The organism is Aeromicrobium sp. 9AM (assembly GCF_902506105.1).
Classification (GTDB): domain Bacteria; phylum Actinomycetota; class Actinomycetes; order Propionibacteriales; family Nocardioidaceae; genus Aeromicrobium.
This window is the reverse complement of sequence record NZ_LR733304.1, coordinates 1,560,344-1,580,077: the sequence shown is the minus strand read 5'-3', so window position 1 is coordinate 1,580,077 and position 19,734 is coordinate 1,560,344. Positions and strand designations below refer to the sequence as shown.

Genomic DNA, 19,734 nt, shown 5'->3' with positions numbered 1-19,734 from the left:
AGGTTCGTCATGACAGTCTTTGAGCCAGCGACTCAGGCCGACCCGCACAACCTGGCTGATCGTCAGCCCGCGCGCCGCTGCCTTCTTCTTGGCCGCGTGCCAGACGTGGTCGGGAACCCTGATCGTTCGTCGCGGTGTGCTGTCCATGTGATGTCACCCCTACCAAGCCCAACGGCGCGACTGGCTGTCAGGTCACGGGCTTCCGCAAATTTCAACAGTTGGCCGAAACCGCCCAGCACCTTTGATGACGCTGAGACCACGCTGACTCCGCCGCTGGGTGATGTGAGTGGGGGATAATGGAGGGATGGCATGGTCCGAGCGTCTCCCCAGTGGCAAGTACCGCGGCGTCTATCGTGACTCGTTCGGCAAGCGGCGCAGCGCCGGCACGTTCACGCACAAGGCAAAGGCCGAGAGGGCGGCAGCGGCCCGCGAGGAACTGGCACGCAAGTCATTGGTCAAGGATCCCGAGGCGTATCGGCGGCCGTGGGGGCAGTGGGCCGAGGAGTGGTGGCCTACTCGGGACGTGCAGCCATCGACCCTGCGGCAGGACAAGGGCAGATGGAAGAACCACCTCGAGCCGCAATGGGCGACCGTGCCGATCGGGTCGATCACCAGGCAGGACGTCAAGGCATGGATCGCCAAGCTGCGTAAGGATGGCCTCGGGCCGGAGACGGTGAAACGGTGCGTCCACCTCTTCTCGGCCTCCATGTCCGCAGCCGTTGATGGGGAGATCGTGCAGGCGAACCCGGCGTCGAGGATCCAGATGCCCGGTGGTGCCTTGGCCCAAGAGCGGTACATGACGCACGAGGAGTTCGACATTCTCCGCGAGCAGTTGCCGACGACTCGCGATCAACTCATTGCCGACATGCTGGTGAACACTGGCCTGCGGTGGGGCGAGCTCGCAGGATTGCACTGGTCCCGCGTCAACCTCGAGCTGGGCAAGCTGCGCGTCGTAGAGACGTGGGACGAAAGTGACGGGCGGATGAAGGCGTACCCGAAGGGGAAGCGCACCCGAGACGTTCCCCTGACGCCCGAGCTCGAGGACGCACTGAGAGATCTTGCCCCACGTGGGGCAACCTGCGGAGTGGAGCACGCCACTGGTCGATGCCCCGGCCCGTTGGTCCTGACCACAGAGGGAGGGGCGCCGCTGCGGAACTCCAACTGGGCATACCGGGTGTGGACTCCATCGGTCGAGGCTGCCGGCATCGGGCACGTGCGGATCCACGACTGTCGCCACTCGTATGCTTCATGGCTTCTGCAGAACGGCGTCTCACTCGCCGAGGTTGGCCGGCTCCTGGGTCACGTCTCTCCGACGACGACGCAACGGTACGCTCACCTTGCGCAGACCGATGCCGGGGCGATCCTCCAGGCACTGGCTGCCCCACGAAAGCCCCACGCCCGGGTGTCGTGAGGTTCGGTTTACGCTCAGGGGAGGTAGCTCAGCTGGTTAGAGCAGGGGACTCATAATCCCTGGGTCGCGGGTTCGAGCCCCGCCCTCCCTACGACGATCAGGTCAGCCCATCTCGGTCACCGAGAGGATGTTGCCCTCCGAGTCCTTGAACCACGCGCCGCGACCCTCCTCGTACGTGGCCACACCGTTCTCGGTCTTCAGGCCCGGGAAGTCGTAGTCCTCGAACACCACGCCCTTGCTGCGCAGGTCGGCCATCTCGGCATCGAGGTCGCTCGTGGCCCAGCTCAGCGCCGTGTTCTGCGCGGTGCCGGCGAACTGGGTCTCGTAGAGCAGGATCTTCGTCCCGGCTGCGTTCTGGTAGATCAGCCCGTCACCGCGTTCCTCAGACGGTTCGAGACCGAGCTTGTCCTTGTAGAACTCGCGTGCTCGTCCCAGGTCCGAGGCAGGAAGGACGGCGTAGATTTCAGCATCGTTCAGCATGGTTTCTTCCTCTGCTTGTACCCCGATTCAGACGGTACGCCGGTCGGTCCGCGAAGGCGACAGTCCCGGTTGTCCGAGTCATGCGACACAATCGGGGCATGCGCGACGCGGTGATCTTCGACATGGACGGCACGTTGTGCGACACCACGACGATCGAGCACTTCATCGAGGGTGAGGACAAGAACTTCTACGCGTTCCACGCGGCGTCGGCGCAGTGCCCGCCGCGACCCAAGATGGTCAAGGCGGCCCGCGCGGAGCGGGACAAGGGGCGGGCTGTCCTCGTGGTGACGTCGCGCGAGTTCATCTGGCGCGACCTGACCCTCGACTGGCTGGTGGAGCACGGCATCCCCTACGACGCGCTCTACATGCGGATCGTCGGCGACTACCGCAAGGATGTCGTGATCAAGAAGGAGATCCTCGCCCAGATCGCCGACGACGGCTTCACCGTGCTGGATGCGTGGGACGACAAGCCCGCGGTCATCGACCTGTGGCGCGACAACGGCATCAACGTGCACGTGGTCGACTGACCGTCAGTCGCGCTGACGCTCCATGTCGGCGACGATCTCGGCCGCGACGATCCTGAGCTTGATGTTGCCGTGCTGCGACAGCCGGGTCAGGAACGCGAACGCCCGTTCGTCGCTGAGTCCGTAGCGCTCCATGATGATGCCGACGGCCTGCCCGATCGTCGTGCGCGTCCGGATCGCGTCGTTGAGGTCGGCGATCTCACGGGCGTACCCGATCGCGACGGCTGCCTGATGGGCGAACAGGTCGGCGAGCGTGGAGAAGTCCTCGAACGCGCCCAGCCGGTGTGAGTAGAGGTTGAGTGCGCCCTGCGACGCGGGCGCGTCGAACAGCCGCAGGCCCGCTTGCGCGCGGATGCCCTTGCCCACCACGTACGGACCGTAGGCCGGGAAGCGATCGTCGGCTGCCAGGTCAGGCGAGATGACGTGCGCGGTCTCGGTCGCCGCGTCGTAGCAGGGGCCCTCCTTGAGCTCGTACTGCTTGCTGTCGAGATCGAGGACGAGTGGGTCGGTCGGCGCGACGGTGTCGATGCTGTCGTCGGAGTGCTTGACCGTGATCGAGGCGTACTCGACGTCAGGGAGCACGTCCACGGCGGCCGCGGTGATCGCCCCGAGCGTCGCGTCGTAGTCGCCGGGCTTGAGCGCCTCGGCGAGACGGCGAACGCTGTCCTGCAGTCCCTCTTCTGTCATCACGCGTACGTACCCGGTTGGCCACGCGGCATGCGTCGTCGCGGCAATCCGGGCTAGAGCCCGAAGGTGTCGCGCTGGTCCTTGGGGACGAGCTCAAGGTACTCGGGATGGTCGCGGATGACCTTGGGGACGAACGGGCAGTAGGGCAACGCGGTGCCACCGCGCTCGCTGATCAGGGCGAGCGCACCGGTCACGAGCTCCGTGCCCAGGCCGCGACCCTCGAACTGCGTGAAGATGCGGGTGTGCGGGAGGGCGTACTCGTCGCCGTCCTTGCGGTAGTCGAGAAACCCCGCGAGCTCGCCGTCGACGGTGATCTCGAAGCGGGATGAGGCGGGATTGTCCGCCACGGTGGTCGTCATCCGACATTCCCTTCGGCTGAGATGTTGTCCGTACAGGAGAACATGCGTCACAATGGTCTCAGGTGCACCCAAGACGCTGGGGAAGGCGACACTAGGGAGGCACCGATGAATATGTCTTCGCCGACCACCCCGACCCGGGGTGTTCTTTTCGTGCACTCAGCTCCGTCTGCGCTGTGCGCGCATGTCGAGTGGGCTGCCGCTGGCGTGCTCGGCGGCACTCCCGACATCGCTTGGGTGCCGCAGTCGGCCGAGCCAGGCACCTACCGTGCCGAGCTGTCGTGGCAGGCAGCCGCCGGAACGGCCGCGGCCCTGGCATCGGCCCTGCGCGGGTGGGACAAGCTGCGCTTCGAGGTCACGGAGGAGCCCACCGCATCCACGGAGGGCGCGCGCTACTCCTACACGCCGTCGCTGGGCATCTTCCACGCCATGGCCGGGCTGCACGGCGACATCCTGATCCCGGAGGACCGCATCAAGGCCTTCCGGGTCAAGGTCGCACTGGGCGAGGTCGACATGGAGACCGCGCTCGACGGGTTGCTGGGCACTGCCTGGGATGCCGAGCTCGAGCCGTTCCGTCACGCCGGCGACGGCGCCCCGGTCCGCTGGCTGCACCAGGTGATCTAGGAGCGGTCAGCCGATCTGGACCGTCACGGCCGGCGTCGCCTCGTCGGTCTTCTTGTTGAGCAGCCGGAACTGCCGGTCGCCCGTGCGCGACGTGTAGATCTGCGTCTTGAACTTGCCGCCGGAACGGGTCGTGGTCTCGATCGGGAAGTCGTCCCAGTCGCTGCCCTCGTCCTTGACCTGGATCTGCAGCTCGGCGCCCTCACCGGCACCGGCGAACGTGCCCTGGATCGTGAATCGCTCACCCGGGGAGACCTGCTCCTTGGAGACCTTGATCGTCGGCTTCGGCTTGCTCGCGTCGGGCGTGGTCGTCTCGGTGGGCTCGGGCGTCGGGGTGTCCGTCGGTGACGACGTCGGGGCCGTGGTCGGATTGCTGATCGGCGGCAGGTTGACCGAGCCGAGGCCGGTTGCCTCGATGAGGGCCGAGCCGCCGAAGCCGAGGATCGCGCCCAGGCCTGCGCCGAGGAGCACGAACAAGATGATCAGTCGCTCACCCAGCCGCCGCCGGCGTACGTGTTCCTCGTCGCGGACCGGCGGCGCGGGGGACTCCAGTGTCGTGGGCACCCGGCCGCTGCGGGCAGGCGGCGTGGAGCCGTCATGGCGTACGACGGCGTCGATCGCATCCTGCACGGTGACCAGGGTGTCGACCGTGTCATCGGAGAGATAGACGTCGAAACGCCGGCCCAGCTCTTCAGCAGTCTCCACGATCGTCAGAGAGTCGGTGCCGAGCTCCTTGAGGTTCGCTTCGGGCACGACAGCGTCGGCGGGACAGCCGACGACTCGTACGAGAATGTCCGTGAGCTGTTCGTGGACTGATGAGGAAGACGGCACGCGTCGAGTCTAACGAGCCGGTATGGCGATCCCGCACACCACGCAGGGCCTGCTCAGCCCACCGGACAGGGCCGCCCTAGGATGTCGGGATGGAAAGCGTCGAGGACGTCCAGTACCTGGTGGTGCACGGCTACCGGCGCGCATTCCGTATCTCGGGCTCAGGGCCTGCTCTGCTCCTGCTGCACGGTCTGGCCTGCGACTCGTCGACCTGGCTCGACGTCATCCCGACCCTGTCGGAGCACTTCACGGTCATCGCGCCCGACCTCCTGGGTCACGGCGAGTCCGACAAGCCTGATGCCGACTACTCGCTCGGCGGCTACGCCAACGGCATGCGCGACCTGCTGACGGTCCTGGGCATCGACAAGGTCACGGTGGTCGGGCACAGCTTCGGTGGCGGCGTCGCGATGCAGTTCGCCTACCAGTTCCCTGATCGCACCGAACGGGTCGTGCTCGTGTCGACCGGTGGTCTCGGCAAGGACGTGACCCCGCTCATCCGCTTCCTCACTGTGCCGGGCAGCAGCGCCGCACTCGCAGCAGCGACGTTCCGGCCGTGGCGTCCCCTGGTCGCCGGCGGCATGCGGGCCCTGTCCCGTACGCCGTTGAGTGCGACCCGTGACCTCGACGAGGTCGCCCGCATCTACGAGTCGCTGGCCGACCCGGCAACCCGCCGTGCCGTGCAGCGCGTCACGAGCCACGTGCTCAACTGGAAGGGCCAGTTCGTCACGATGACGGATCGCAGCTACCTGGCCCGCCTGATGCCGGTGCTGGTCGTCTGGGGACGCGACGACATGGTCATCCCGTCGAAGCACGCCGATTTCGCACCGACGCAGGTCTCCGATGTTCACGTGCTCAACGACGCCGGACACTTCCCGCACAAGGACCACCCCGAGGAGTTCTGTCGCCTCGTGACGGAGTTCATCGCGTCGAACGAGCCCGCGCACTATCACCGTGGCCGGTGGCGCGCGCTGCTGCGCCGCGGCGACCAGTTCGCCCTGGAGAGCGTGCCACCGATCGCCGAGGGCGTCACGCCGGCGATCAGCTAGAGACGGCCGGCCTGGCCTCGAGCGGCGGTGGAGCCTCGAGGCTCGCCTGCTCTTTTCGCCGTTGTCGTTTGGTGTTGCCGGTGGCCCAGGCCCCGATCACGACGGCCGCCCAGCCGATGAACGCGCCGGCGATGTCGTCGGCGATGAAGTGCCAGCCGAAGTAGATCGTGGCGAGCACGACGAGCCCGAGGTAGACCCAGCCGATCAGCTGGATGACCTTGCGCTGGTTGGTCGCGCGGAGGAACAGCGCCGCCGAGACCACGACCGAGACGTGCAGCGAGGCGAAGCCCGCGATGCCGTACGTGCTGCCGCCGGCCGGGTCCTCGTAGAACTTGGTGGCGGCTCGGAACAGGCTGCGTTGGAGCTGCGCTGCGCTGGTGTCGGGCAGGTCGGCGAACATCGAGGGCTGGACGAACGCCGGACCGTACGTCGGGAAGATGTAGTAGCTGACGACGCCGAGGACCCAGTTGAGGCTCAGCGCGGTCGCATACCAGGCGCCGAGCGACAGGTCCTTGCCCCAGACCAGGAACGCGCCGAGGGTCAGTGGGATGAGCGGCAGGTAGGCCACGTAGATGACCGAGAGGATCTGGGCCGCGACGCCCGTGCCGAGCAGGTCGTGCAGCACCGGCGCCGGGTTGTGGTTGAAGAACAGGAAGTAGTCGATGTCGAGCATCTGCTTGTCGAAGTGCACGCCGGCACGCGCCAGGGGCAGATCGCTCTTGAGGTTTCGGTAGCTGACGTAGCAGACGTAGAACGAGACCAGGCCGAGCACGATGTAGAGGACGCGCTTCCACGTCCACTCCTCGCGGATGATGTCCATGAACATGAACAGCCGCGGCGGCTTCTGGCGGGCTTGCAGCGGGGCGAGGTCCTCAGGCATGCGGTTGGCCTCGAACCGACGCGCGGCGACCAGGCGGTCGGCACCGTTGGTCATGAGCCACAGCGGGATGAGCAGGACGCCGAGCCAGGCCCAGTCGCCGATGTAGGGGTGGGCGTAGTTGGCGACGGCGCGCACCGCCAGCAGCGGCAGCACGATGCGGAGGGTCTGACGGGCGAGGGCACGGCGCCACGAGATGGGCCGCAGCGTGGACTCGTCGAGCACCACGATCTCGGTCAGGCGCGAGATGGTCGTCATGCCGGTGGTCGTCTGGCTCCTGAGCTCGTACGCTCCGAAGGCCGCGACGACGGCGAGCACCACGACCACGACGGCCGCCCGACCGGCGGTCGAGCCCTCGGCGGCGGTCCAGCCGATCGACGCGATGCCGGCGACGAGACCCCAGAAGAACGTCGTCACGAGGGCGTCGAGCAGGCGACTCGTGATCGGCGACCCGTAGTCGCGCGACTCGCGCCACTGCGGCGTCTCGGTGTACGTACGCCGAGAGCGCCGGAATGCCGGGGGAGCGATGCCCGCAGCGAAGAACAGCAGGCCGATCACGGGCAGGCGGATGTAGGCCGGACCGAGGAAGCCGTCAGGGTCGCGCAACGGGACGTCGTACCGCTGTGACGCGATGATGGCCGCCAGCCCCACCACGATCGAGAGACACACCGCGAAGTGGTAGGGCCGTTGACGCATGGACGCCATCCTATTGGGCGACCCTGAGAGGTCCTTGTGAGGGTTTGACTCCCAGGTCAGGCGTCCCCGCCGACCTGGGGAACATCGGCCACGGCGGTCGGGTCGTCGATGCGGAACCGGTTGAACGCCTCGCGGACGGTCTCGGGCCGCACCGTGCCACGCTGCGCCAGTGTCTGGAGCACCGACACGACGATCGACTCGGCGTCGACCTGGAACGTACGCCGGGCGGCGGCGCGGGTGTCGGCGAATCCGAACCCGTCGGTGCCGAGCGACTGCCACGGACCAGGCACCCAGCGAGCGATCTGGTCGGGCACGGCGCGCATGTAGTCACTGACCGCCACGGTCACCGCGGAGGTGTCCATGAGCTTGACCGTGATGTAGGGCATGCGGCTGTACTCGCCGGGGTGGTTGAGGTTCCACTTCTCGGCAGCGACGGCGTCGCGGGCGAGCTCGTTCCACGACGTGACCGACCAGACGTCGGCCTCGACGCCGTAGTCGGCGGCCAGGATCGCCTGCGCCTTGAGCGCCCACGGCACGGAGACGCCGGACGCCATGATGCGCGCCGTCGCCTCGCCGCCGGTGGCCTTGCGGTAGATGTAGGCGCCCTTGAGGATGCCCTCGACGTCCACGTCCTCCGGCTCGACGGGCTGGTTGACCGCCTCGTTGTAGACCGTCAGGTAGAAGATGATGTCCTCGCCGTTGGGGAACGTCTCGCTGGAGCCGTACATCCGCTCGAGGCCGTACTTCATGATGTGGCTGATCTCGAAGCCGTACGCCGGGTCGTAGTGCACGACGGCCGGGTTGGTCTGCGCGATGAGCGGCGAGTGGCCGTCAGCGTGCTGCAGGCCCTCGCCCGTCAGGGTCGTACGACCGGCGGTGGCACCGATCAGGAAGCCGCGCGCCAGCTGGTCGGCCATCGCCCAGATCGAGTCGGCGGTGCGCTGGAAGCCGAACATCGAGTAGAAGAGGTAGACCGGGATCATCGGCTCGCCGTGCGTGGAGTAGGCACTGCCGGCCGCGATCGCCGACGCCATGGCACCGGCCTCGCTGATGCCCTCGTGCAGGAGCTGGCCCTGTGCCGACTCCTTGTAGGCGAGCAGCAGCTTGCGGTCGACCGACTCGTACGTCTGGCCGGCTGGGTTGTAGATCTTGGCCGACGGGAACATCGAGTCCATGCCGAACGTGCGGTACTCGTCAGGCGCGATCGGGACGATGCGGTGGCCGATCTCGGGATCCTTCATGAGATCGCGCAGCAGGCGTACGAACGCCATCGTCGTGGCGATCTGCTGCTTGCCCGAGCCCTTCTTGAGCTCGTCGTACATCTTGTCCTCGGGCAGCTTGATGCTGACCGGGTTGACGACTCGCTTGGGCAGCGATCCGCCGAGCGCCTCACGGCGGGCGCGCATGTACTGCATCTCCTCGCTGTCCTCGCCCGGGTGGTAGAACGGCGCGATGTCGCTGCCGTCGATCTGGGCGTCGGAGATCGGGATGTTGAGCCGGTCGCGGAAGCCCTTGAGGTCGTCCTTGGTGAGCTTCTTCATCTGGTGGGTCGCGTTGCGGCCGGCGAACGACTCGAGCAGCCAGCCCTTGATGGTGTGCGCCAGGATGACGGTCGGCTGACCCGTGTGCTTCTGGGCAGCGTCGAACGCGGCGTAGACCTTGCGGTAGTCGTGACCGCCGCGGGGGAGACGCTCGATCTCCTCGTCGGACAGGTGCTCGACCATCTTCTGCAGGCGCGGGTCCGGGCCGAAGAAGTTCTCGCGGTTGTAGGCACCGGACTCGACCGACAGTGTCTGGAACTCGCCGTCGGGGGTGCGGTTCATCTGGTTGACGAGCGCACCGTCGGTGTCGCGGGCGAGCAGGTCGTCCCACTCGCGTCCCCAGACGACCTTGATGACGTTCCACCCGGCGCCACGGAACGTGGACTCGAGCTCCTGGATGATCTTGCCGTTGCCGCGTACGGGGCCGTCGAGCTGCTGCAGGTTGCAGTTGACGACGAATGTGAGGTTGTCGAGCTCCTCACGGGCGGCGATGCCGATCGCGCCGAGCGACTCGGGTTCGCCCATCTCGCCGTCGCCGAGGAACGTCCAGACGTGCTGCTGGCTCGTGTCCTTGATGCCGCGGTTGTGCAGGTAGCGGTTGAAGCGAGCCTGGTAGATCGAGTTGATCGCACCGAGACCCATCGAGACCGTGGGGAACTCCCAGTAGTCCGACATGAGGCGCGGGTGCGGGTAGGACGACAGTCCGTTGCCGGCACCGTGCGAGTGCTCCTGGCGGAAGCGGTCGAGCTGCGTCTCGCTGAGGCCGCCCTCGAGGAACGACCGGGCGTAGATGCCGGGAGCCGCGTGACCCTGGAAGTAGATCTGGTCGCCGCCGCCGGGGTGGTTCTTGCCGCGGAAGAAGTGGTTGAAGCCGACCTCGTAGAGGCTGGCGGCCGACTGGTAGGACGCGATGTGTCCGCCGACGCCGAGACCGGGCCGGTTGGCGCGCGACACCATGACGGCGGCGTTCCAGCGGATGTAGGAGCGGATGCGTCGCTCGATCGCCTCGTTGCCGGGGAACCACGGCTCGCGCTCGGGCGGGATCGTGTTGATGAAGTCGGTGCTGCGAAGCGCGGGTACGCCGATGTTCTGCTCGCGCGCGCGTTCGAGGAGCTTGAGCATCACGTAGCGCGCACGGCTGCGTCCGCGGCTGTCGATCATCTCGTCGAGCGAGCTGACCCACTCTGAGGTCTCGTCCGGATCGATGTCAGGCAACTGGGTCGGCAGACCCTCGTGAATGACAGCCGGGCGTTCGGGGCCGGATTGCGGCATGGTTGCTCCCTAGAAGTCTTGTGGACGTGTCCATCATTCCACCCCGGGTTCGCTACTGTGTTAGCGGCAACAGTGCTGACGAACCTACTTTTCAGTAGGTTTTCCACGAACGTAGGGAGACATCGCGGTGGACGCGGGCAAGTTGGGCTTCGGTCCTGACACCGTCATCCAGGAGCTTGGCTGGGATGAGGACGTCGACGAGGAGCTCCGTGTCGAGATCGAGCGCGTCACCGGCAACAACCTGGTCGATGGTGACCACGGTGATGTCGTCGACGGTGTGATCGTCTGGTGGCGCGACAAGGACGGCGATCTCATCGATGCGCTGGTCGACGCGCTGCAGGATCTCGCCGAGGGTGGCTCGGTCTGGTTGTTCACCCCCAAGGTGGGCCGACCCGGGTACGTACCCGGAGCCGACGTCGTGGAGGCAGCGCCGATCGCCGGCCTGTCGACGACCACGACGTCATCGGCCTCCGACGAGTGGGCCTCGACCAGACTCACAGCGCACAAACGCTGAAACCGAGCGAGCTCTGCGAGCGAGCGTTGAAGCGGGTTGAGCGATCGCGGCGAAGCCGCCCGATGACGAAACCTCGTGAGCCGAAAGACTCACGCGACCCGGTTTGATCCGGCGAGGTCGATCGACCCTCGATACGCTCGACCCATGAGCATCGATGTCGGATCCGTCGCGCCGGACTTCACCCTCAAGAGCCAGCACGGCGAGGACATCACGCTCTCGTCGTACCGCGGTGACACGAACGTCCTGCTCGTGTTCTTTCCCTTCGCGTTCAGCGGCATCTGCACCGGTGAGCTCGGCGAGATCCGCGACAACGCCGGCGTCTTCGAGGACGACGGTGTGCAGGTGCTCGCGGTCTCGTGCGACCACTTCTTCGCCAACCGCGCGTTCGCGGACCGCGACGGATACGCGTTCCCGATCCTCAGCGACTTCTGGCCGCACGGCGAGGTGACGAAGGCGTACGGCACGTTCAACGATGATGCCGGCGCGCCGAACCGCGGGACGTACCTGATCGATCGCGAGGGGATCGTGAGGTGGATGGTGCAGAAGGGGATCGGCGAGCCGCGCGATCTGGCGGAGTACCGCACTGCTGTGGCCGAACTTTCCTGAAATCTTCCCAAATTGCCTGCGGGTGCACCCGCCCATGAGGTTTGATTGACCTGCCGCGGCTGCCAGGGACCCGAGACCTTGGCAGCCGCGGTTCTTGCTGCCCCGCCGCCCGGTGAATGCGGGCCTGGCGCGCCGGTTGCGGTATCGTTCCGCTGGTCCTGAGGGCGAATAGCTCAGTTGGTTAGAGCATCCGGTTTACACCCGGAAGGTCGGGGGTTCGAGTCCCTCTTCGCCCACATCGATGGTGACCCCGACTGCTCTTTGGTCGGGGTCATCGTCATTCGCAGATCGATGCGACCAGGTCGCGGATCTGCTGGAAGCCGGTGACCTTGCCGGTGCCGTCGCTCTTGATCTTGGCGACCACCGCGACGTGGTACGTGCCGGTCAGCTCGTCGTACGCCTTGTCGGTGTCGCCGTCGACCAGTGCCACGACGCCGAGCCGGGTGCTCTCGGAGAACTTGACGACGTAGTCATCGGACACGAGCCCGCCGACCTCCTCGATGATGTTCTTCGCGTCGAGCGATGTCTCGTCCTGGTCGCACGACACGCCCTTGGCGGTGTGCGCGGTGGGGCTTGGTCGCTCTTGGGCGTCCTTGGAATCCGATGAGCAGCCACCCAGCGCGACGCAACCGACCACGACAACGGCGGCGAGGCGCGCGCCGCTCCGCCGCCGTCGGTCCATGAGCCCACCGTCTCCGACTCGGCGGCCCGCCGCAAGAGCGGTACGCGTACCGGAGGTGCGGTCAGCCGTCGTTGCTCGGTGCTCCGGAGATGGCCTCGACGAGCTCGCCGACGCGGTCCTCGGGCAGGTTCCGCGCGACGTCCGCCTGACTGACGATGCCCACGAGCTCCTGCCCGTCGATCACCGGGAGGCGGCGGATCGCGTGCTCCCTCATGGTGTGCAGGGTGTCCTCGATCGAGTCGTCTGCGCCGATCGTGACGGGCTTGCCGTGTGCCAGGTCGCCCGCCGTCTTGGTGCTCGGGTCGATGCCGTCGGCGACGCACTGCACGACGATGTCGCGATCGGTGAGCATGCCCTTGAGCCGGCCGTCCTCGCCGCAGATCGGCAGTGCGCCGACGCCGAGGTCACGCATCCTCTGAGCGGCCTGGACGAGTGTGTCGCGGACGCCGACGCACTCGACGCCTCCGGTCATGATGTCTCGAGCTGTGGTCATGAGGGTCTCCATCCCGTTGGTTGCGGTGGGCGTACCCCCGGACTCGCGGCCATAACGTCCCGTATGTGCTGTGAAACGATGCCCTCATGGCTGGAGACGCTCGCAAAGTGATGGTGCTGGACAAGCTGCTGGTTTGCCAGGTGTGCGGAAACGACGAGTTCCTACAGCGTGAGATCAAGATGCAGACGACCGGCATGACGTTCTTCGACCTCGACTTCCTCAACGAGTCGTCGGACGGGGTCGTCTGCAACCGGTGTGGCTACGTCCACATGTTCGCCGCTCGCGTGCATGAGTGGCAGTGACTCGTGTTCAAGCGCAGGAAGAAGAACGCCGGGTCGATCGACGTCGATGACGACGGCGTGCGTCGGGTGTTGCCTGACGGCACGGTTGAGCGCGTGCGGTGGGACGAGCTCAGGGAAGTTCGCATTGCGACGACCGCTGATGGCCCGTTCAACGAGGACGTGTTCTGGCTCCTGTCCGGCGGTGACCTGAGCATTGGTGTCGCCTTGCCGGGTTCGTACGTGGATGATGCGTTGATGAGGCGGTTCCAGGCGCTCCCGGGCTTCGACAACGAGCAGGTGATCGCCGCAATGAGCTCGATGGAGGAGGCGCAGTTCGTAGTCTGGGCCGGCACGGAACGATGAGGCTCGGCGCGGCTTTCGCTGTCTTGTGCGCATCCGCTGCGCTCGCCGGTTGCACGGGCTCCGAGCCGGCGCCACGACCTTCGGCGACCACGACGCCCACACCGGCGCCGAGCCTCGGGCCGCTCGGTCAGGCTGGGTGCAAGCCGGCATCGCCGTTCATCTCGGCGGAGCTCCAGGGCACGCCCGAAGAGGCCGGCACCAGCCTGTACGGCATGGTGTTCGTGCGCTCCGACGGGCCCTTGCCGGTCGGCGAGTCCATCAAGGTCGCCTGGCGGATGACCGGCAAGGGTGATCTCACGGTGCGCCTGATCGATCCGGACGGCCGACGCAAGAAGCTCGACTGGGGGCCGGAGGCGCACGGCGGCAGCAACTATCACCGTCCCGGCGACGAGTGGGGCACGGGATTCACGCTCGCCAAGCCCGGATGCTGGGAGCTGCGATTCTCGAGGGACTCGAGCCACGCCAGCGTGTGGATCGACGCGACATCTTGATCTGTCTTGGGGTCGCGGTGCCGCGGCTGGCCCTAGGGTGACCGCATGACCAGCGCAGTCCACCCCAAGGATCGGCTCGCCGTGATCGCGGCCTACCTCTCGCCTCTGTACGGACTGCCGCTGCTCGGGCCATGGTTGCTGGCAGCCGTGATTCCTGCGGACTCGACCGCGCGACCCCATGTCATGCGGGCGTTCGACCTGCACCTCGCGGCGGTTGTCAGCTGTTTCGTGCTCGCCGTCGGCACCCTGTTCCTCGGTGAGTCCGTCGTGATCGTGGTCGTGGGTGGCGTGCTCGTGTTCTTCACCCTCGCCGACCTGCTGCTCCTCGCGCTGGCCATCCGCGGCACGTCCCTGACGTTGTGGGAGCCGGTCGTCCTCGGCCGTCGCAGGTTCTACCGCCAAGAACCGTTCACCGGCTGAATGTCCGTACGCCCAGACGACCACGCTCGGATCGTCGCGCGACTGCGCGCCTCCGGCAGCGTCTTCGCGGAGGACGAGGCCGAGCTGCTCATCACCGAAGCGCGTACGCCCGAGGAGCTCGAGGCCATGGTCGAGCGACGGGTCTCAGGTCTGCCTCTGGAGGTCATCGTCGGATGGGCCGAGTTCGCCGGGCTGCGCATCGTCGTCGAGTCCGGCGTGTTCGTGCCACGCAGGCGTACGGAGGTGGTGGTCCGTGAGGCGGTCGCCCTCGCCGAGCCCGGGTCCGTCGTCCTCGACCTGTGCTGCGGGACCGGCGCTGTAGGCGCGGCGATCCATGCCGCCGTCGGAGGTGTCGAGCTGTATGCGTCGGACATCGAGCCGGCCGCCGTACGTTGTGCGCGTCGCAACATCGAACCGCTCGGCGGTCAGGTGTTCGAGGGGGACCTGTTCGAGCCCCTGCCGGCCTCGTTGCGAGGACGCGTCGACCTGCTGGTCGTCAACGCTCCGTACGTACCGACCGATGCCATCGCGCTGATGCCGCCCGAGGCGCGTGAGCATGAACCACACGTCACGTTGGACGGGGGAGCCGACGGCGTCGACGTCCAACGCCGGGTCGCGGCCGGCGCAGCCGAGTGGCTGGCCCAAGGAGGGCACCTGCTGATCGAGACGAGCCGTGAGCAGGCATCACGTACGGCGCAGGCATTCAGGGATGGCGGACTGACGGCAGAGGTGCGGCGGGCCGAGGACGTCGACGGAACTGTCGTGATTGGCACTGCCGCCTGACTGTCCACAGGACTGGTGGCGGTGGAGCGCGGCTGTCGGCGTCGGCTGACACAGTGGGGTCATGCCTTCGACGACGAGCACCGAGCTGGACGCCACCGCTGCCCTGCGCAAGCTGACCGGGCGCGACGACGCGGTCTTCCACGACGGGCAGCTCGAGGCCATCCAGGCGCTCGTCGACGACCGGCGCCGGGCGCTCGTCGTGCAGCGCACGGGTTGGGGCAAGTCGGCGGTCTACTTCATCGCGACGCTGCTCCTGCGTCAGCGCGGTGCCGGTCCGACGCTCCTGGTGTCGCCGCTGCTGGCCCTGATGCGCGACCAGGTGGCCGCGGCGGCCCGCGCCGGCGTACGAGCGGTGGCGATCAACTCGGCCAACCCGCACGAGTGGGACGAGACCCGTGCCAAGCTCGCCGCCGACGAGGTCGACGTGCTCCTCGTGTCGCCCGAGCGGCTCAACAACCCGCGGTTCCGCGACGAGCAGCTGCCTGCCCTGATCGACCGCATGGGCATGCTCGTGGTCGACGAGGCGCATTGCATCTCCGACTGGGGTCACGACTTCCGTCCCGACTACCGCCGGCTCGCCGAGCTGATCGGCCGGCTGCCCGGCGACCTCCCGGTCCTCGCGACGACGGCCACCGCCAACGCCCGCGTGGTGACTGACGTGGCCGAGCAGCTCGGCTCGGTCGACCAGGTGACCACGATCCGCGGATCACTGGCCCGTACGTCGTTGCGGCTCGGCGTGCTCGAGCTGACCGGCTCACGCGACCGTCTGGGCTGGTTGCTGAGCCATCTCGCCGAGCTGCCGGGCAGCGGCATCATCTACACGCTGACGGTGTCAGCTGCCGAGGACACCGCCCGGCTGCTGCGCGAGGGTGGGCACGCCGTGCGGGCCTACACCGGCCGCACCGACCCGGAGCAGCGCGAGGAGCTCGAGCGACAGCTCAAGGACAACGCGCTCAAGGCCCTGGTCGCGACCAGTGCGCTGGGCATGGGTTTCGACAAGCCCGACCTCGGCTTCGTCATCCACCTGGGGGCGCCGTCGTCCCCGGTCGCCTACTACCAGCAGGTCGGCCGCGCGGGACGCGCCACCGACAACGCCGACGTGCTCCTGCTCCCCGGACGTGAGGACGCCGAGATCTGGCACTACTTCGCGACCTCGTCGATGCCCAGTGAGGAGCGGGCGGCAGCCGTGATCGGCGAGCTCAGCGACAAGCCACTGTCGACGCCGGCGCTCGAAGCCCTCGTCAACATCAGGCGTACGCCGCTCGAGCTGCTGCTCAAGGTGCTGGACGTCGACGGTGCCGTCCGCCGGGTCCAGGGCGGGTGGGTCGCGACCGGGCAGCCGTGGACGTACGACCGCGAGCGCTACGAACGCATCGCCGAGGCGCGAGCCGCGGAGCAGAAGTCGATGATCGACTACGAGCAGGCGTCCACGTGCCGCATGGAGATCCTGCAGCGTGACCTCGACGACCCGACAGCGGCGCCGTGCGGGCGGTGTGACAACTGCGCTGAGCCGTGGTTTCCCGTCGACGTCGCCGCCGACGCCGCCGAGGTCGCGTCGAGCACGCTCGACAAGGTCGGCGTCGAGATCGAGCCGCGCGCCCAGTGGCCGACCGGCGCCACGCGCCTCGGCGTGGAGGCCAAGGGCAAGATCGCCGAGGACGAACGCTACGAGCCGGGCCGCGCCGTTGCGCGACTGACCGACCTCGGCTGGGGCGGCGTGCTGCGTGAGCTGTTCTCGCCCGGCGTCGACGACGCGCCGGTCACCGACGAGCTGCTGGGCGCCTGCGTCCGCGTGCTCAAGGACTGGGGCTGGGCTCAGCGACCCGCGGCGGTGGTCAGCATGCCCTCGCGTTCCCACCCACAGCTCGTCGACTCGTTGGCGCGAGGGATCGCTCGCATCGGCCGGCTCGAAGACCTCGGTGGACTCGATCTCGTGGGGGAGGGCTCCCGCGGCGGCCCGGGCGGCAACAGCGCCTACCGGCTCGCGGACGTGTGGGGCACGTTCGGGGTGGGCGCCGAGCTCGCGGCCGGTCTGCAGGCCCTGGGCGGCCAGCCTGTCCTGCTGGTCGACGATCGCGTCGACAGTCGTTGGTCCATCACGGTCGCCGCGCGCGAGCTTCGCCGCCACGGTGCCGGGTCGGTCCTGCCGCTGGCTCTGGCGGTCGTTGCCTGAACTGTCGGTGCTCGAGATGACCACCGGGTGAACGCTTGCCGAAGGGTCGGCGAGAAGGCCTGATCTGGCTTGGATCCCCTGGTTTCGTCCTGCAACCTTCTCTTGGCAACCAGGCCAGGAGCTCTCGGACAGGACGAATCAGGATGGGGTCGATCGACTCTCGCAGTGGGTTGCTCGCGGCGGTGATCGCGGCATTGCTCGGGTTGACCGCCTGTGGCGGAGCCGACGGGACGAAGCCGAAGGCATCGTCGGTCATACGTGTCTCGGCCGGTGTCGATGACTGCGGGCACGGCTGGACCACCGCCAAGGGCGGCCGGCAGACGTTCGAGCTGCACAACACAACCGTCGCCGGCGAAGAGGTCCACCTCGAGAACGCGGCGACCGGTGTCATCTACCTCGACGTCGAGAGCCTCGGAGCAGCGGCCCGTCAGTCGGCGACCGTGATTCTGGGCAACGGCACCTATCGATTCGTGTGCCTGCCCGCCGACGGCGAGCCGGCCCTCGGCCCCAAGGTCACGATCACGGGCACCGAAGCGGTGGCTGGAGCCTCGCGTGGCCTGAAGCCGGTGACCCGCAACGATCTGTTGCCGGCACTGAAGAGCTATCAGGCCTGGGTCCAGGGTCGCCTGCCGGTGCTCCAGGCGCAGGTCAAGACGCTCCAGTCCGACGTCGCTGCCGGTGATCTCGGCCGCGCGCGGAGTGAGTGGCTCACGGCCCACCGCACGTACGAGACGCTCGGGGCGGCCTATGGGGCGTTCGGCGACCTCGACACCGCGATCAACGGACTGCCGGCGCCGGGCGCGTCCGCGGCGCAGGACCGCCACCTCGAAGGGTTCCATCGCATCGAGGCGCTGCTCTACGACGGCGCTCCGGCGAGCGACATCGCACCGCACGCCACCAAGCTGGTGAGCGCGGTGTCGAACCTCCGTGCGGCCTTCGTGCACGGCCGGGTCGATCCGGTCGACATCGGCCTGCGGGCGCACGAGATCCTCGAGAACGCGCTGCAGTTCGAGCTCACCGGGCGCACCGACGCAGGAAGTCACTCAGCGCTGGCCACTGTCGATGCGAACCTCACCGGTACGCGCGAGGCACTCGCTCCGCTGCGTCCGATCCTCACGTCGCGCTACCCCGACCTGGCGGCGACCGAGCGGGCCATCGATGCGTCCCAGCGCCTCGTCCGTACGTATCGCCACCCGGACGGCACGTGGACGCCGCTCGGATCCCTGACCCGCTCACAGCGTGCGGACATCAACGCCCACGTCGATGCGACGCTCGAGCTGCTCGCACCCGTCGCGGCGATCTGCGACCCGAGGAGGACCGCATGAGGCGCGAACCGACAGCACCAGGCCTGAGCCGTCGAAACCTGTTGGGCGGCGCAGCGGCCGGTGCGGTCGCCGTCGCCGCCGGGTCGACGCTCCTGCCTCGGCCCGCGAGTGCGACCGACGCGGCACCGTCGCAGGCGTACGCCTTCGAGGGTGCGCATCAGCAAGGCATCCTCACCCCGTCACAGGCCCAGGCGGTCTACGTCGCGCTGGACGTCACGGCCGGCTCGAAGAAGGAGCTTGCCGGACTGTTCCGCGAGATCACCTCGACCGCCCGGGCGTTGACGACCGGTGGGACGCCGCCGGACGCCGGCCTCGGCGCGCCACCGGCAGACTCCGGTGTGCTCGGACCGGTGGTCCCGTCCGACGGGCTGACGATCACCGCGTCCGTCGGTGCGTCGCTGTTCGACGACCGCTTCGGGCTGGCCGCCAGCAAGCCCGCCCGGCTCCGTCGCATGGAGGACTTCCCCAACGACAACCTCGACCGCGCGATGTGCGACGGCGACCTGCTGCTGCAGATCTGCGGTCACCACCAGGACACGACGCTGCACGCTCTCCGCGAGATCACCCGCGCGACGCGTGGTGCGATGCAGGTGCGCTGGCGCCGCGACGGCTTCCACTCGCCGCCGCGTCCCGCCGGATCCTCGCGCAACCTGATGGGTTTCCGCGACGGCACAGCCAACCCGTCGACCGGCGACACGTCGCTCATGGACGAGCTCGTGTGGACGCGATCGGGCGCCGACGAACCCGCGTGGGTCGACGGCGGCAGCTATCACGTGGTGCGCCAGATCCGGATGCTGGTCGAGTTCTGGGACCGCATCTCGATCCGTGAGCAGGAGAACATCTTCGGCCGCCGACGCGACAGCGGCGCGCCGCTGACCGGGTCCAAGGAGAAGGACGTGCCGGACTACGCGGCCGATCCGTCCGGCGAGGTGATCCAGATGGATGCCCACATCCGGCTGGCCAACCCACGCACGGCCCACGCCAAGAAGCAACAGATCCTGCGTCGCGGCTACAACTACGACGCCGGCACGGACGCCAACGGCAACCTCGACATGGGCCTGATCTTCACGTGCTTCAACGCCGACCTGGAGCGCCAGTTCGTGGCGATCCAGAAGCGTCTCGCCGACGAGCCACTCGTCGACTACGTCTCACCGGTCGGGGGTGGCTACTTCTTCGCCCTCCCGGGCGTACGAGATCACCAGGACTGGCTGGGCCGACGCCTGCTCACCTGAGCCGTCGGTCCAGTCACCGGCAACACCCACCC

General features: G+C 67.8%; 22 protein-coding genes and 2 tRNA genes. 16 read left to right on the top strand and 8 right to left on the bottom strand.

What is annotated here, in order from left to right:
* The first annotated feature begins 304 nt into the window (after positions 1-304).
* Both BOSE46_RS14035 and BOSE46_RS14030 read left to right on the top strand, forming a co-directional pair.
* Positions 305-1,411, top strand: a complete 1,107-nt coding sequence (locus BOSE46_RS14035; protein WP_159540825.1) for a site-specific integrase — start codon at positions 305-307, stop codon at positions 1,409-1,411.
* A gap of 17 nt (positions 1,412-1,428) precedes the next feature.
* A tRNA-Met gene (locus BOSE46_RS14030) sits at positions 1,429-1,502 on the top strand.
* Between the two features lie 11 nt (positions 1,503-1,513).
* Here BOSE46_RS14030 and BOSE46_RS14025 read toward each other — a convergent pair.
* Complete coding sequence (locus tag BOSE46_RS14025; RefSeq protein WP_159540824.1) at positions 1,514-1,891, bottom strand: VOC family protein; 378 nt, start codon at positions 1,889-1,891, stop codon at positions 1,514-1,516.
* Positions 1,892-1,989: 98 nt separating this feature from the next.
* On the opposite strand from BOSE46_RS14025, the gene BOSE46_RS14020 reads away from it, so the two are divergent.
* Positions 1,990-2,418 carry an HAD family acid phosphatase gene (locus BOSE46_RS14020; protein ID WP_159540823.1) on the top strand — a complete coding sequence of 143 codons (429 nt, stop codon included), beginning with the start codon at positions 1,990-1,992 and terminating at the stop codon, positions 2,416-2,418.
* A 3-nt stretch (positions 2,419-2,421) separates the two neighbouring features.
* Here the strand turns inward: BOSE46_RS14020 and BOSE46_RS14015 are convergent, their stop codons facing one another.
* Positions 2,422-3,102 carry a GAF and ANTAR domain-containing protein gene (locus BOSE46_RS14015; protein ID WP_159540822.1) on the bottom strand — a complete coding sequence of 227 codons (681 nt, stop codon included), beginning with the start codon at positions 3,100-3,102 and terminating at the stop codon, positions 2,422-2,424.
* A 53-nt stretch (positions 3,103-3,155) separates the two neighbouring features.
* A complete protein-coding gene (locus BOSE46_RS14010; protein WP_159540821.1) occupies positions 3,156-3,461 on the bottom strand; it encodes a GNAT family N-acetyltransferase in 306 nt (101 codons plus the stop codon).
* 111 nt (positions 3,462-3,572) lie between these two features.
* Here BOSE46_RS14010 and BOSE46_RS14005 point away from each other — a divergent pair, with 111 nt between their 5' ends.
* Positions 3,573-4,082, top strand: coding sequence for a DUF3145 domain-containing protein (locus tag BOSE46_RS14005; RefSeq protein ID WP_159542787.1), 510 nt, complete (start codon positions 3,573-3,575; stop codon positions 4,080-4,082).
* Between the two features lie 6 nt (positions 4,083-4,088).
* Here BOSE46_RS14005 and BOSE46_RS21615 read toward each other — a convergent pair whose 3' ends face one another.
* Entirely contained in the window at positions 4,089-4,910 is an 822-nt protein-coding gene (locus tag BOSE46_RS21615) for an acyl carrier protein (RefSeq protein ID WP_159540820.1), read from the bottom strand.
* Between the two features lie 89 nt (positions 4,911-4,999).
* Between BOSE46_RS21615 and BOSE46_RS13995 the strand changes: the two genes are divergently transcribed.
* Entirely contained in the window at positions 5,000-5,953 is a 954-nt protein-coding gene (locus BOSE46_RS13995) for an alpha/beta fold hydrolase (RefSeq protein WP_159540819.1), read from the top strand.
* Here the strand turns inward: BOSE46_RS13995 and BOSE46_RS13990 are convergent.
* Positions 5,946-7,526, bottom strand: coding sequence for a phosphatase PAP2 family protein (locus BOSE46_RS13990; RefSeq protein WP_159540818.1), 1,581 nt, complete (start codon positions 7,524-7,526; stop codon positions 5,946-5,948). The genes BOSE46_RS13995 and BOSE46_RS13990 overlap by 8 nt on opposite strands.
* Positions 7,527-7,582: 56 nt before the next feature.
* A complete protein-coding gene (gene aceE / locus BOSE46_RS13985; RefSeq protein ID WP_159540817.1) occupies positions 7,583-10,339 on the bottom strand; it encodes a pyruvate dehydrogenase (acetyl-transferring), homodimeric type in 2,757 nt (918 codons plus the stop codon).
* 127 nt (positions 10,340-10,466) lie between these two features.
* Between aceE and BOSE46_RS13980 the strand changes: the two genes are divergently transcribed.
* From BOSE46_RS13980 to BOSE46_RS13970, 3 genes are all read left to right on the top strand, one after another.
* The gene (locus BOSE46_RS13980) at positions 10,467-10,853 is read left to right on the top strand and encodes a DUF3052 domain-containing protein (protein ID WP_159540816.1); all 387 of its coding nucleotides are present in this window, start codon (positions 10,467-10,469) and stop codon (positions 10,851-10,853) included.
* A 144-nt stretch (positions 10,854-10,997) separates the two neighbouring features.
* Complete coding sequence (locus tag BOSE46_RS13975) at positions 10,998-11,459, top strand: peroxiredoxin (RefSeq protein WP_159540815.1); 462 nt, start codon at positions 10,998-11,000, stop codon at positions 11,457-11,459.
* A 162-nt stretch (positions 11,460-11,621) separates the two neighbouring features.
* Positions 11,622-11,695, top strand: a tRNA-Val gene (locus BOSE46_RS13970).
* Positions 11,696-11,736: 41 nt separating this feature from the next.
* On the opposite strand, the gene BOSE46_RS13965 is transcribed toward BOSE46_RS13970, so the two are convergent.
* Together BOSE46_RS13965 and BOSE46_RS13960 are read right to left on the bottom strand one after the other, a co-directional pair.
* On the bottom strand, positions 11,737-12,141 hold the full coding sequence (locus BOSE46_RS13965; RefSeq protein ID WP_159540814.1) for a hypothetical protein: 405 nt from the start codon (positions 12,139-12,141) through the stop codon (positions 11,737-11,739).
* Positions 12,142-12,202: 61 nt separating this feature from the next.
* Positions 12,203-12,634 carry a CBS domain-containing protein gene (locus BOSE46_RS13960; protein WP_159540813.1) on the bottom strand — a complete coding sequence of 144 codons (432 nt, stop codon included), beginning with the start codon at positions 12,632-12,634 and terminating at the stop codon, positions 12,203-12,205.
* Positions 12,635-12,720: 86 nt separating this feature from the next.
* On the opposite strand from BOSE46_RS13960, the gene BOSE46_RS13955 reads away from it, so the two are divergent.
* From BOSE46_RS13955 to efeB, 8 genes are all read left to right on the top strand, one after another.
* Positions 12,721-12,936: a zinc ribbon domain-containing protein gene (locus tag BOSE46_RS13955; protein ID WP_159540812.1), complete on the top strand. Its 216-nt coding sequence runs from the start codon at positions 12,721-12,723 to the stop codon at positions 12,934-12,936.
* 3 nt (positions 12,937-12,939) lie between these two features.
* Entirely contained in the window at positions 12,940-13,278 is a 339-nt protein-coding gene (locus tag BOSE46_RS13950) for a hypothetical protein (RefSeq protein ID WP_159540811.1), read from the top strand.
* A 23-nt stretch (positions 13,279-13,301) separates the two neighbouring features.
* Complete coding sequence (locus BOSE46_RS13945) at positions 13,302-13,769, top strand: hypothetical protein (protein WP_159540810.1); 468 nt, start codon at positions 13,302-13,304, stop codon at positions 13,767-13,769.
* Between the two features lie 45 nt (positions 13,770-13,814).
* Entirely contained in the window at positions 13,815-14,189 is a 375-nt protein-coding gene (locus tag BOSE46_RS13940) for a hypothetical protein (RefSeq protein ID WP_159540809.1), read from the top strand.
* Entirely contained in the window at positions 14,190-14,972 is a 783-nt protein-coding gene (locus tag BOSE46_RS13935; protein ID WP_159540808.1) for a putative protein N(5)-glutamine methyltransferase, read from the top strand.
* A gap of 61 nt (positions 14,973-15,033) precedes the next feature.
* Positions 15,034-17,145 (top strand): ATP-dependent DNA helicase RecQ, encoded by a 2,112-nt coding sequence (locus BOSE46_RS13930; RefSeq protein ID WP_159540807.1) that lies wholly within the window; start codon positions 15,034-15,036, stop codon positions 17,143-17,145.
* A 143-nt stretch (positions 17,146-17,288) separates the two neighbouring features.
* Positions 17,289-18,470: an EfeM/EfeO family lipoprotein gene (locus BOSE46_RS13925; protein ID WP_159540806.1), complete on the top strand. Its 1,182-nt coding sequence runs from the start codon at positions 17,289-17,291 to the stop codon at positions 18,468-18,470.
* Positions 18,467-19,702 (top strand): iron uptake transporter deferrochelatase/peroxidase subunit, encoded by a 1,236-nt coding sequence (efeB, locus tag BOSE46_RS13920; RefSeq protein ID WP_159540805.1) that lies wholly within the window; start codon positions 18,467-18,469, stop codon positions 19,700-19,702. The genes BOSE46_RS13925 and efeB overlap by 4 nt, the downstream gene beginning before the upstream one ends.
* The last annotated feature ends 32 nt before the right edge of the window (positions 19,703-19,734 follow it).